The organism is Pseudomonas sp. S150 (genome assembly GCF_004526365.1).
In the GTDB taxonomy this organism is placed as follows: Bacteria; Pseudomonadota; Gammaproteobacteria; order Pseudomonadales; family Pseudomonadaceae; genus Aquipseudomonas; species Aquipseudomonas putida_A.
This window is the reverse complement of the sequence record NZ_CP038207.1, coordinates 3,644,625-3,657,448: the sequence shown is the minus strand read 5'-3', so window position 1 is coordinate 3,657,448 and position 12,824 is coordinate 3,644,625. Positions and strand designations below refer to the sequence as shown.

Here is a 12,824-nt window from a genome sequence, read left to right as displayed (position 1 = left end):
AGATCGCTGAATTTAGAAGATTTTACCCTCCTTTTAAGTGACCCTTTTATTCAAGAAAGCAATTCAGAAATCCACCGTTGCCGATAGCAGATAAGTCCTTGGCGTCGAAAGCGTCAAACCTGGTTCGCTGTCATCTGATGCGCCCGCCGAACTCCAATAGCGTTTATCCAATACGTTCTCGACATTGGCGCGTACGGTGATGGTCTTGTCGTCCAGTTTAAAGGCGTAACGCGTCCCCACGTCGAATCGCTCCCATGAGTCGATTTCCTTCTGGTTGGACTGATCCAGATACTGCGAACTCGAATAGATTCCACGGCCTGTCAGCGTCAGCCCCTGCATATTGGGTACATCCCACTCTGCGCCGAGATTGACGTTGTATTTGGGTGTCGCGGGCGCGCGGTTACCGTCAAAGGTTCCATTGGTGGTCTGGGTCAGTTCGCTGTCGATGTACATCACGCCGCCGAGCAATCGAAACCCTTTGAACGGCTCGCCGAACACACTCAATTCCACACCATCGTTCTGTCGTTTGCCGTTCGGGCCGAAGACTCGTGTCGAGGCGTTGGTTTCATAAGCAGGCTGTTTGATCCGGAACACAGACGCTGTAAGCGCATACGAACCCGCGTCATATTTGGCCCCGACTTCGACTTGTCGGCTGATAAAAGGCGGGAAGATTTCATCCTCGTTGATCGACGTCGATGGCGCAATTTTCCCTTGGCTGAGGCCTTCCATGTAGTTGGCGTAGAGCGAGAGCTTGTCCGTCGCCTTGAACAGAATGCCGCCCGATGGCGAGAGTTTTTCTTCGTCATACGCTGTGTCGCCCTTCACATCATCGCTCCAGTCGTCGACTTGAACCCTTTGCCAGCGAGCGCCAAGGGTCAGCAACAGGCGATCATCGAAGAACCCCAGCGTATCGGACAGTGCGACGCCGCTGAAGCGGTTTTCCGTGTAGACCCTGGCGTCGTAGCGTGTTGGCGTGCGCGGCTTTGCGGTTTCCACCGGGTCATACAGATTGCTGCGCCCTGCTGCATACCGCGCGCCGCCATTTTCGAAATCCATGTAGAAGTAGCTGGCCGCCAGATTGACCTCGTGGCTGACTGAACCGGTATGGAACCAGTTGCGCGCACCCGCCGTGGCAGTCCGGACATTTTCGTCACGGGTGAAATCCCGCGGCTGAACACTGAAGTCGCCGGCGTCGTTGGTCACCGACACCGCATGCCGAAGGAAATCGTGGTTACTTTTACGGGCGCCGACGCCGCCATACAACATGACCGAATCGCTGACGTCGAACTCGCCATTGAGCGTACCAAACGTATCTTTGGTTCGCGCCTGGCTCCAGGGTTGCGCGTAGTTGTCGCGCACATCATCAGCATCCGGAACTTTCGCGTTTGCACCGACCTGCACACGTTCTTGCGGTGCATCGGTATCGCGCTCGGTGTGACCGATATCGGTGGAAAGCCGCAGGCGCTCACCGCGAAAATCCAGGCCCAGCACGGCCATGTCGCGATCGACGCTCTGGTGATCCCATTCAGTGTCACCCGCTTGTTTGACGCCGTTGAAACGCAGGCCGAACTGGTTGTCCTCACCAAAACGACGGCCGATGTCGACGGCGCCGCCGAGTTGATTGTTCGAGGCGTAACTGGCCGTCAGCGATGTATTCGGCTGATCGCCGGCGCGCTTGGGCACCACGTTGATCCCCCCTCCTACACTGCCCCGCGGCGAAATCCCGTTGATCAGTTGGCTCGGGCCCTTGAGGATGTCGACGCGCTCGGCCATTTCCATGTCGATCGTGTAAGTGGGCAGAACCCCGTAGAGCCCGTTGTAGGAAACATCACTGTTGAACAGGCTGAAACCGCGGATGGTGAATTGCTCATAACGGCCGCCTGCCGGGTTGGTCGCACGCACCGAGGTATCGCTGGCGATCAGATCGCCCAGAGTGCGGGCCTGCTGGTTTTTCACCGTTTCGCTGGTGTAGGTGGTCATGCTGAACGGGGTCTCCATGAAATCCCTGGAACCCAGCAGTCCTTGCGAGCCTCGGCGCGCCACCTGGCCACCGGCAAAAACCTCTGAATCCGTGCCACCCGTCGATCCAAGAATCGAAGTGGCTGCCAGTTCCAGACTGCCGCCGTCTGGCGCAGGAATGACTGTGTAAGCGCGGTCGCCCGCCGGTTGCAGCTGTAGACCGGACCCCAGCAACAACCGGGTAAAGCCCTCCTCCACGCCAAACTCACCCGACAAACCATTGCTGTTGCGCCCGCTGACCAAGGCCGGATCTACCGACAGATTGACCCCGGCCAGTCCGGCAAAACGGGTCAGCGCAGCACCCAGGCTGCCGGCAGGCACCTGATAAGCGCGGCGGTCGGCGCTTTCCGCCCAACTGTTGGGGATCAACACAGGGCTGGCACTCAGGCTCAACAAAAGGCTCAACTGCAACAACGGACGCAAACGACCTGGAAATACTGCAGGCATAGGAAAAAGCTCTCGATTTGGTTCACTTGCCTGGAATGACCAGCGAGGCGAAAAAAAGGGACAGGTCTCAGACTGTTTTTTTGGACTGGGACAATTTTCGCGGAACGAGAGAGACCCAAAAGCGCGTGCGTTGCTGCACGTCGATCGGCAGGCTGGCCGCCAACAGTGAGAGCACTTGATCGGTGTTATCCAGGCGAAAACTGCCGGTGATGCGCAGCGCCTCCAGCTCCGGATCCCAGCGCAGCACGCCTGGGCGATAACGGCTCAATTCGCGCAGAAAATCCCCCAGCGGCTGGTTTTGCGCCATCAATACACCGTCGCGCCAGCTCGGCATCGATGCGTCAAACGCTCGGACAGCACCCGCGCCAGAAGCCTGCAGCCTGATCTGCTGGCCCTGATTGAGGACCAGCGCCGGCCCGCTTGACGGTTGCAACTGCACCGAGCCACGGACCACCGACACATTGCAGTCACGCTCATTGAGACGCACGCAAATCTCACTGTGACTGACGATGATTCGCCCGTACGGCACATTGATGATCAGGGCTGAGTTGCCTGGTACATCAAGGGCCATCTCTCCTCGCACCAGCGTCAGCTGACCGGCAGCAAGATCCACATTGACGGCACTGTCGGTATTGAGCTGCAACGAACTGCCATCGGCGAGTGGCAATGTCTTGTGTTCACCCGTGCCCGTCTGCAAATCCGCGCGCCAGACATCCAGCGGCAGTTGCCGACTGATCAGCCAGGCAGCCGGCACCAGTGCCGCGATACCAAGCGCGCGTTTCAGCACGGCCCGACGCGTTGCGTCCGGACGATCCAGCGTAGCCATGGCCAGCGCAGAAGGCAGAGCGGAAAACCGTTCGCGCAAGCGCTGGATTTTCTGCCACGCGTGTTCATGCCGGCTATCGCTGTTGCGCCAGACCTGCAATTGCGCATGATCGTCAGCGCCCGCTTCGCCGGACTCCATCAACGCCAGCCAGTGCGCGGCGGCGCGGGCGACTTCGCGGGCTTCATCACTGGGGGCTACGCGCATCAAAGCTCCACCAGCAGACAATGCTCGTAGGCCTGCGCCATGTAACGTTTGACGGTGCGCTCGGACACTTGCAGGCGCTCGGCGATTTCGCGGTAACCGAGGCCCTCAAGCTGACTCCACAAAAACGCCCGACGCACTGCTCGCGGCAAACCATCGAGCAACTCATCCAGCGCTTGCAGGGTTTCCAGCAGCAGCCAACGCTGCTCGGGCGATGGCACGCACTCTTCCGGCAGTTGCGCGAGGGCTTCGAGGTAGGCTTTTTCCAGACTGCGGCGGCTGTAGAAGTTGCTCAGTAGACGCTTGCCCACGGTCAGCAGATAGGCGCGGGGCTCACGCATGTCGGCAATCGGTTGCGCACTGCACAGCACGCGCATGAAGGTGTCCTGGCTCAGATCCGCCGCATCCCACGCGTTACCCATGCGTCGACGCAGCCAAGTTTCCAGCCAGCCTCGGTGATCGCGGTACAGCGCGTGCAGGCTCTGCTCAGATGGCGTGGCGGCTTCAATCATCTCAAGAGACCCTGCGCGAAGTTAGATTCAAATGAGACTGATTCTATTTAACTTCGCTTGGGACACAAAGATCTTTTTGCCCGTTACTGCAATCTCTAGCGTTTCAGCGTCTCGCTCGGCAGCTCTTTGAACAGCGCACGATAACTGCTGGAAAACCGCCCCAGATGCCAGAACGACCAGTGCATCGCCACCTCGGCCACAGTAGTTTCGGTAGGCCGGCGCTTGAGCAATTCGCGGTGTGCGCTGTTCAGCCGGCGCAGGCGTAGCCAGTGACTCGGGGTCATCCCGGTGTAGGCCTTGAATGCCTGCTGCAATTGTCGCAACGGCACCCCTGCGACCTTCGACAGTTCGAGCAGATTGACGGTGTCTTCCGGCGAATCTGCCGCCCACTCCCCTACTCGCTTCATGATCATCCGTTCTTCGCTACGCCGCTGTAATCCGCCGCGATCAAGACGGGTGTGTGCGTTGTCGAGGATGAACAGGCAGTCTTCGAGTAACTGCTGAGTCAGTGAGTCTTTATCAAACGGATCAACAGCTTGCGACAACTTCGTGAGAGTTGAGCTTAACCAGCGACTGAACAAGGCGTTCTGCCCGCAGTTAAGCGGCGCCATGAACAATCCTTCGAGTCTCGCCACATCCAGACCGTGCTGACGGACGAATTCCGGGCCGAACACCACGGCAATTTCCTGGTAGTTCTCCGGGGTGATCCAGATGTTGCGGCTGTCTTCGTTGAGCAGATACAGCGCGTTATCGCTGCGATCGAAACAGAAGGCCAAGGCACCCGACGGCGCGCTGAATGTCTGCTCGACACGGGTGTTCATCTGTTCTTCGTAGACCTGCACACCCTCCAGGTCCAGATAGCGGATCTGCCCGGCGAAATGCCCGGGAGACATCTGCTGGTAATGCTGGACCCAACCCGGCGTGGCGCGGATCTGTTCGCTGACATCAGCGGTATTGAAAGCCTGAACCTGTAGCGGATTACACGTTGTCATGGGAGACCTTGCGCACTCTTTTGGTGCGCTTTGGTGCTGCTTAAAGTGGATAGATGGAACGGCAAGGCACGCCCAAGATAGTCGTCAACGCGCCACAGGGGAAGGGGCGGAAGATGAAACCCGCCCTCCCCGGCGTCTATAAAACCAATAACGAGGTCTTTATGAATGCCCCTTTCGATCAGCTGTTCACGTGGCTGAAAGATCACAAGATTACCGAAGTTGAATGTGTGGTCAGCGACCTGACCGGCATTGCCCGCGGCAAGATCGCACCGACCAACAAGTTCCTGCATGAGCGAGGCATGCGCCTGCCGGAAAGTGTGCTGCTGCAAACGGTAACCGGGGATTTTGTCGACGACGACATCTACTACGACCTGCTCGACCCGGCCGACATCGACATGGTCTGCAAACCGGTGAGCGACGCCGTGTATGTGATTCCATGGGCGATCGAGCCGACCGCCATCGTCATCCACGACACCTTCGACAAGTTCGGCAACCCGATCGAACTGTCGCCGCGCAACGTGCTGAAGAAAGTCCTGCAGCTGTACACCGACAAGGGCTGGAAGCCGATCGTGGCGCCGGAAATGGAGTTCTACCTGACCCAGCGCTGCGAAGACCCGGACCTGCCACTCAAGGCACCACTGGGGCGTTCGGGCAGGGCTGAAAGCGGGCGGCAATCGTTCTCGATCGATGCCGCCAACGAATTCGATCCGCTGTTCGAAGACGTCTACGACTGGTGCGAGCTGCAAGGTCTGGATCTGGACACGCTGATCCATGAAGACGGCCCGGCGCAGATGGAAATCAACTTCCGTCACGGCGACGCACTGGATCTGGCCGACCAGATCACCGTGTTCAAACGCACCCTGCGCGAAGCGGCGCTCAAGCACAACGTCACTGCCACGTTCATGGCCAAGCCGATTGGTGACGAACCCGGCAGCGCCATGCACCTGCACCAGAGCGTCGTGGAGATCGCCACCGGCAAGCCGATCTTCGCCAATGCCGACGGCACAATGAGCGAGCTGTTCCGCCATCACATCGGCGGCCTGCAGAAGTACATCCCGAAAGTCCTGCCGATGTTCGCGCCGAACGTGAACTCGTTCCGCCGCTTCCTGCCGGACACTTCGGCACCGGTCAACGTCGAGTGGGGCGAAGAAAACCGCACCGTCGGCCTGCGTGTGCCGACCTCCGGGCCGGAAGCCATGCGCGTGGAAAACCGCCTGCCGGGCGCCGATGCCAACCCGTATCTGGCGATCGCCGCGAGCCTGCTGTGTGGCTACATCGGCATGGTCGAAGGCATCGAACCGAGTGCCGCCGTCGAAGGCCGCGCCTACGAACGCCGCAACCTGCGCCTGCCGATCACCATCGAAGACGCGCTGACGCAGATGGAAGAATGCGACACCGTTGCGCGTTACCTGGGCAACAAGTTCGTGCGCGGTTACGTCGCGGTCAAACGCGCCGAGCATGAAAACTTCAAGCGCGTGATCAGCTCCTGGGAGCGCGAGTTCCTGCTGCTGAGCGTCTGACTCCAGCACAAATCCCCTTCCTCCATGGCATGACTTTTTGTGGGAGGGGGCTTGCTCCCGAAAGCGGTGTATCAGCCAGCTGTAATGTTGGAGGTACCGGCCTCTTCGGGAGCAAGCCCCCTCCCACAAAGAGCAGGGGAACAATGATCCATCTGAAAATCCAGAACCACCTGAAAAACTCCAATAATTCCAAGAGGTGTCGATATGCGTCTATTGAAATCCATGGTTCCCGCCGCACTGGCGCTGCTGTGCAGCACCGCAGCCCTGGCCCAGCCACAGGTCAGCGTCTACAACTGGACCGACTACATCGGTGAAACCACCCTCGCCGACTTCCAGGCCAAGACCGGGATCAAGGTGATCTACGACGTTTTCGACTCCAATGAAACCCTGGAAGGCAAGCTGCTCGCCGGCCGTACCGGCTATGACGTGGTGGTGCCATCCAACCACTTTCTCGCGCGTCAGGTGAAGGCCGGGGCGTTCCTCAAACTCGATCGCGAGCAGTTGCCGAACTGGAAAAATCTCGATCCCAAGCTGCTTGAACTGCTCGAAAAGAACGACCCGGGCAATCAGCACTCGGTCCCATACCTGTGGGGCACCAACGGCATCGGCTACAACGTCGACAAGGTCAAGGCTGTGCTCGGCATCGATCACATCGATTCCTGGGCCGTGCTGTTCGAGCCGGAGAATCTGAAGAAACTCACCCAGTGCGGCGTGTCGATGATGGACTCGGCGGACGAAGTGTTCCCGGCGATCCTCAACTACATGGGCATGGACCCACGCAGCGAAAACCCGGAAGACTATAAAAAGGCCGAAGCGAAACTGCTGAGCATTCGCCCGTACATCACCTATTTCCACTCCTCGAAATACGTGTCCGATCTGGCCAATGGCGATATCTGCGTAGCCTTCGGTTACTCCGGCGACGTATTCCAGGCGGCCAACCGCGCCAAGGAAGCCAAGAACGGGGTGAACATCGCTTATGCGATTCCGAAGGAAGGCGCCAACCTGTGGTTCGACCTGCTGGCGATCCCGGCCGACGCCAGCAACACCAAGGAAGCCCACGCCTTCATCAATTACCTGCTCGATCCGCAAGTGATCGCCAAGGTCAGCGCTTCGGTCGGTTACGCCAACCCGAACCCGGCCGCCAAGCAGTACATGGATCAGGCGCTGGTGAACAATCCCGAGGTCTACCCATCCCAGGCGGTGCTGGACAAGCTCTACATCTCCTCTACCCCGCCCCAGTCGATCATGCGTCTGATGACCCGGTCCTGGAGCAAAGTGAAGTCGAACAAATGAATCAGTACAGCAAGGAACACGCCCGCTCCTATTACGCCGCTTCGGCCCGGGCCAGCACGCCCTGGCCGACACTCGACGGTGATCTCACCGCCGATGTCTGCGTGATCGGCGGCGGCTTCACCGGGGTCAACACCGCGATTGAACTGGCGCAGCGCGGGCTGTCGGTGGTGTTGATTGAAGCCCGACGCATTGGCTGGGGCGCCAGCGGGCGCAACGGCGGTCAGTTGATCCGCGGCATCGGTCATGAGGTCGAAGGCTTTGCCCGTTACGTCGGCAATGACGGCGTGCGTTACTTGCAGCGCGCCGGGATCGATTCGGTGGAACTGGTGCGCCAGCGCATCACCGAGAACGCCATCGAGTGCGACCTGCGTTGGGGCTTCTGCGAGCTGGCCAACACTCCGGCGCAATTCGCAGCGTTCAAGGACGAACAGGTCAGCCTCGACAAACTCGGTTATCAACACCAGACCCGTCTGGTCGGCCCGGAGCTGATCCGTCAGCAAGTGGTCAACGCCGACATCTACGCGGGTGGTCTGATCGACATGGGGTCCGGTCATCTGCACCCGCTGGATCTGGTGCAAGGCGAAGCGCGTCTGGCGGCGTCCCTCAGTGTGCGAATCTTCGAGCAAAGCCCGGTGCTGCAGATCATTCGTGGCGAAACCGTTGAAGTGCGCTGCGCCACTGGCAGCGTCCGCGCCGGCAGTCTGGTGCTCGGTTGCAATGCGCATCTGGATGAACTCGAACAGCAACTCAGCGGCAAGGTCCTGCCCGCCGGCAGTTACATCATCGCCACCGAGCCGCTGTCCGAGGAACGTACCGCGCAACTGATCCCGCACAACCTCGCGTTGTGCGACCAGAAAGTCGGCCTCGATTACTACCGGCTCTCGGCGGATCGACGCCTGCTGTTCGGCGGCGCCTGTCATTATTCCGGGCGCGACCCGGCGGATATCGCCGCCTACATGCGCCCGAAGATGCTCAAGGTCTTCCCGCAACTGGCGGACGTGCGCATCGACTATCAATGGGGCGGCAAGATCGGCATCACCGCCAACCGCTTCCCGCAGGTCGGCCGGCTCCAGCAGCAGCCGAACGTGTTCTACGCTCAGGGTTACTCCGGTCACGGCCTCAACGTCACCCATTGGTGCGCCAAGCTGCTGGGCGAGGCCATTCACGCCGGCCACAGTCAGGGCATGGACGTGTTCAGCGCCGTGCCGCACATGACCTTCCCCGGCGGCCCGGCCCTGCGTTCGCCGCTGCTGGCACTGGGCATGTTCTGGTATCGCCTGCGTGAAATCCTCGGCTGAGGCATCCACCACGTAACCATCTCCTCGCTTATTTGCTCTATCGCCAAGCACTTCTATATTGATGAAGTGCTTTTGCGTTCCTGACGCTCAGCATCCACAAAACCGAGGAGGACATGGATGAAGTCGTCAGCCGCCGATGAGCCACGAGCACCGGGCCAAGCGCCGATCAAGACGCGTCGCTTCAGTATTTCACTGGTGTGGATCGTGCCGATCGTCGCGGTGCTGGTCGGTATTTCGCTGGTGGTGCACAACCTGATGCAGGAAGGCCCGACCATCGTCGTCAACTTCAAGACCGGCAGCGGCCTGACCGCCAACAAAACCGAAGTCAAATACCGCAACGTGGTGATCGGTCAGGTGACTGACGTCGAGTTGAGCGGCGATCAGAAGAGCGTCGACGCCACGATCAAACTGGCCAAGCAGGCCGAAAGCTTTACCCGCGAAGACTCACACTTCTGGGTCGTGCGCCCGCGCATCGGCGCTGGTGGTGTGTCGGGCATCGACACCCTGCTCTCCGGCGACTACATCGGCGCCGACATCGGCCAGTCCGACAGCCGCGCCAAACACTTCAAGGGCCTGGAGAACCCGCCCCCGATCACTTACGGCGAACCGGGCAAGCGTTTCATGCTGCATGCGCCGGATCTCGGCTCGCTGGACATTGGTTCGCCGGTTTACTACCGCAAGATTCCGGTCGGTCAGGTGGTTACTTACACCCTCAATCCCGAGGGCAAAGGCGTGGACATCGAGGTGTTCATCCATTCGCCGAACGACGCGTTCGTCACCGAAAACACCCGGTTCTGGAACGCCAGCGGCATCGACATCAATGTCGGCGCCAACGGCTTTGCGGTGAAGACCGAATCGCTGTCGACCATGCTGGTCGGCGGCATTGCCTTCCGTGCGCCGGATTACAGCCCCAACGACGTTGCTGCCACGGACGACAAAGACTTCGAGCTGTTCGCCGATCAGCAGACCGCCCTCGCCCCGCCCAACGGCAAGGCACAATACATGGTGCTGCGTTTCGAGCAGTCCTTACGCGGGCTCAAGGTCGATGCGCCGGTGGAATTTCTCGGCATGGAAATCGGTCGGGTGGTCGGCATCAATCTCGATTTCGACGCGAAGAAACGCAGCTTCCCGCTTAACGTCGGCATCGTCATTTACCCGCAGCGCCTGGGGCAGGCCTACAAAAAGATGCTGACCGAATTCAAGCACGATCCCAACGACGAAGCCGCCGGCATTCGCCTGCTCGGCACCTTCGTCGACAATGGTCTGCGCGCCCAGGCCCGCAGCGGCAACCTGCTGACCGGGCAACTGTACATTGCGCTGGATTTCTTCCCGAAAGCCGAGAAAGTTGCGTTCGACGCGACGGCTCGGCCGGTGGTCTTGCCAACCGTGCCCGGCAGCCTCGAACAGTTGCAGGAAAAACTCGAAGCCGTGGTCGACAAGCTCAACAAACTGCCGGTCGAACGGATTGTCGGCAACCTCGACAGCAACCTCGTCGAGCTGCGCAAAGGCCTGACCCAGTTCAATGCGAAAACCCTGCCGAGCGTGCAGACCACCCTGGCCGACGTCAGCAAGACCTTGCAGTCCGCCAGTTCGACCCTGGCCGAAGATTCGCCACAGCGCGAGAAACTCACCGAGACCCTCGACGAACTCGGGCGCATGTCGCGTTCGCTGCGTGAGCTGTCGGATTATCTCGGTCGCCATCCGGAATCGCTGATTCGCGGTCGTCCCGACAACGCGGCGCCGCTGGATCTGAAAGGACCGCCGCGCAATTGAGCACAGGAGCTCCCCCATGGCTTTACCGCTGAAGATCACCGTGCTCGCTGCGTTCATGCTGCTGGGCGCCTGCCGCAGCGAGCCGATCAACTTTCACACCCTGACCCCGGTGCAACTGCCGGCGTCCCGCTCGGGCGCGCAGATTCCGATCGAGGGGATCAGCGTGCCGCCACAAGTCGACCGCCCGCAAATCGTCATCCGTCAGGGCAACAATGGCCTGGCGATTCTGGAAACCCAGTGGTGGGGGGCGAGTCTGGCGGATGAGCTGCGCAGTGCCTTGAACGATCAACTGAGCAATACCGGCAGTCGCGGCAACGTCTCGGTGCGCATCGATGTGCAGCGTTTCGACTCGATCCCCGGCCAGTACGGGCTGATCGACGTCAAATGGCGCCTGCGTCCCAGCGGTGCGGCGGACAATGCTCTGCTGACCTGCCATTCAACCTTGCAAACTCCGTCCGGCCCGAGCATCGACGAACTGGTGGCCGCGCAACAGAACAACGTCAAACTCCTGGCTGCATTGATCAATCAAGCGGCGGGTAATTCTCGCGTGTGCCCTTCGGCCTCCTGAGCCGCCGACAGCGTGACGGTGAAACGGCAGCCGTTGGGTTCGCGAGTCACCAACTGAACCTGCCAGCGCTGATGGCTGCAGATCCGCTGCACCAGCGACAATCCCAGCCCAAGGCCTTCACCGCGCTGCTCGTCACCGCGCACGAATGGCTGGAACATCGCATGACGTTTCTCTTCCGGAATACCGATGCCACTGTCCTCGACCACAAAGCTGTCCTTGAGCAGGGTCAACCTTACAAAGCCCTGATCGGTGTAGTGCCAGGCATTGCGCAGCAGATTGCCCATGACCGACTGCAAGAACGTCAGGTCATAACGCGTGGTGCCCGCCAGTTGCGGCTCGTAGATGAATTCCAGACCCTTTTCACGAATCAGTCGCCCCCAGATTTCCACTTGGGCGTCGGCGATCGATTTGAGTGTGCAGGTGGATTCGGTGCCAAGCTCTTCCGGCTTTCGCGCCAGCATCAAGAAAGTTTCGACCAGTTGGCGCATTTCAGCGCTGGCCCGGGCAATGCGTTTGACCTGCTGAGTGGAACGCTGATCCAGCGAGGGGTTGGCCAGCAACAGCTCGCAGGAGCTGGCCAGAATCATCAACGGTGTGCGCAGTTCATGACTGACATCACTGGTGAAGAGTTTTTCGCGGTTCAGGGTTTCGCGTAACCGGCCGAGTGTCTGGTCAAAAGACAGGGCCAGCTCTCCTACTTCATCATCGGCGTAGTCCGGATGCAGGGCCGGCGCCAACGCGATCAACTGATCACGATGCCGCACCTGCCCTGCCAGGCGAATCACCGGCGCCATGACCTGCCGCGCCAGCAGCCTGCCGAGCGCGACCGCCAGCATGACGCTGAGGATGAACCCGACTATCACCACCACGAACAGCAGGTGTTCACGCTGTTCGAAGCTTTCCTGATTGCGCAACAGCACATATTTGCGGCCACCGACCGCCTCGACCATCGCATAGAAGTCGTCGCCGTTGAGCGTGATCTCTTGAAACCCCACGGGCAGTTCCGCCAGTTGCGGCGTCAGCGCCATGGGCCCCGGGCCGTTCTCGAAAAAAAACAGTTCGCTCTTTTCCGGCTCGTGCCGCCATTGATTGATGTCGTCCATCGCCAACAACCGGCGCAGCCCACCGCTGAGGGCGGTCATGGTCAACTTGTGCTCCACGACATGCACGGTAGCCACAATGCCCATCGCGAAGACACCGGCCACCACCGCGCTCATCAAGGCGAACACAATCACGATCCGATTGGCGAGGCTTTGCTTGAGGTCCATCCGGTTCAATGACTCCAGTGCTGATGTCGGGGGCTGAAAGCAGCTGCGCCACGACGTTATCCAAAGTCGCAGCTTCGCCTCCACTGGCGCCATTGTTAAGTGGCCAA

Annotated in this window: 10 protein-coding genes; 5 read left to right on the top strand and 5 right to left on the bottom strand. The window is 60.0% G+C overall.

What is annotated here, in order from left to right; translation table 11 throughout:
• Positions 1 to 63: 63 nt before the first annotated feature.
• The 4 genes from E3Z29_RS16745 to E3Z29_RS16730 form a co-directional block, all read right to left on the bottom strand.
• A complete protein-coding gene (locus tag E3Z29_RS16745) occupies positions 64 to 2,466 on the bottom strand; it encodes a TonB-dependent receptor (RefSeq protein WP_134786365.1) in 2,403 nt (800 codons plus the stop codon).
• Positions 2,467 to 2,533: 67 nt separating this feature from the next.
• Positions 2,534 to 3,496 carry a FecR domain-containing protein gene (locus E3Z29_RS16740; protein ID WP_134786364.1) on the bottom strand — a complete coding sequence of 321 codons (963 nt, stop codon included), beginning with the start codon at positions 3,494 to 3,496 and terminating at the stop codon, positions 2,534 to 2,536.
• Positions 3,496 to 4,005 (bottom strand): sigma-70 family RNA polymerase sigma factor, encoded by a 510-nt coding sequence (locus E3Z29_RS16735; protein ID WP_098964008.1) that lies wholly within the window; start codon positions 4,003 to 4,005, stop codon positions 3,496 to 3,498. The genes E3Z29_RS16740 and E3Z29_RS16735 overlap by 1 nt, the downstream gene beginning before the upstream one ends.
• A 95-nt stretch (positions 4,006 to 4,100) precedes the next feature.
• The gene (locus E3Z29_RS16730) at positions 4,101 to 4,997 is read right to left on the bottom strand and encodes a helix-turn-helix domain-containing protein (protein ID WP_134786363.1); all 897 of its coding nucleotides are present in this window, start codon (positions 4,995 to 4,997) and stop codon (positions 4,101 to 4,103) included.
• A gap of 161 nt (positions 4,998 to 5,158) precedes the next feature.
• On the opposite strand from E3Z29_RS16730, the gene E3Z29_RS16725 reads away from it, so the two are divergent.
• The 5 genes from E3Z29_RS16725 to E3Z29_RS16705 all read left to right on the top strand — a co-directional run bounded on the left by E3Z29_RS16725 (position 5,159) and on the right by E3Z29_RS16705 (position 11,449).
• On the top strand, positions 5,159 to 6,517 hold the full coding sequence (locus E3Z29_RS16725; protein WP_095135836.1) for a glutamine synthetase family protein: 1,359 nt from the start codon (positions 5,159 to 5,161) through the stop codon (positions 6,515 to 6,517).
• Positions 6,518 to 6,721: 204 nt separating this feature from the next.
• The gene (locus E3Z29_RS16720; protein ID WP_041063835.1) at positions 6,722 to 7,810 is read left to right on the top strand and encodes a polyamine ABC transporter substrate-binding protein; all 1,089 of its coding nucleotides are present in this window, start codon (positions 6,722 to 6,724) and stop codon (positions 7,808 to 7,810) included.
• The gene (locus E3Z29_RS16715) at positions 7,807 to 9,108 is read left to right on the top strand and encodes an FAD-binding oxidoreductase (protein WP_134786362.1); all 1,302 of its coding nucleotides are present in this window, start codon (positions 7,807 to 7,809) and stop codon (positions 9,106 to 9,108) included. Before E3Z29_RS16720 ends, E3Z29_RS16715 begins: the two co-directional genes overlap by 4 nt.
• A gap of 117 nt (positions 9,109 to 9,225) precedes the next feature.
• Positions 9,226 to 10,881, top strand: coding sequence for an intermembrane transport protein PqiB (locus tag E3Z29_RS16710; RefSeq protein ID WP_134786361.1), 1,656 nt, complete (start codon positions 9,226 to 9,228; stop codon positions 10,879 to 10,881).
• 16 nt (positions 10,882 to 10,897) lie between these two features.
• On the top strand, positions 10,898 to 11,449 hold the full coding sequence (locus E3Z29_RS16705; RefSeq protein WP_134786360.1) for a membrane integrity-associated transporter subunit PqiC: 552 nt from the start codon (positions 10,898 to 10,900) through the stop codon (positions 11,447 to 11,449).
• Here E3Z29_RS16705 and E3Z29_RS16700 read toward each other — a convergent pair.
• Positions 11,407 to 12,717: a HAMP domain-containing sensor histidine kinase gene (locus E3Z29_RS16700; protein WP_134786359.1), complete on the bottom strand. Its 1,311-nt coding sequence runs from the start codon at positions 12,715 to 12,717 to the stop codon at positions 11,407 to 11,409. The genes E3Z29_RS16705 and E3Z29_RS16700 overlap by 43 nt on opposite strands.
• Positions 12,718 to 12,824: the final 107 nt, after the last annotated feature.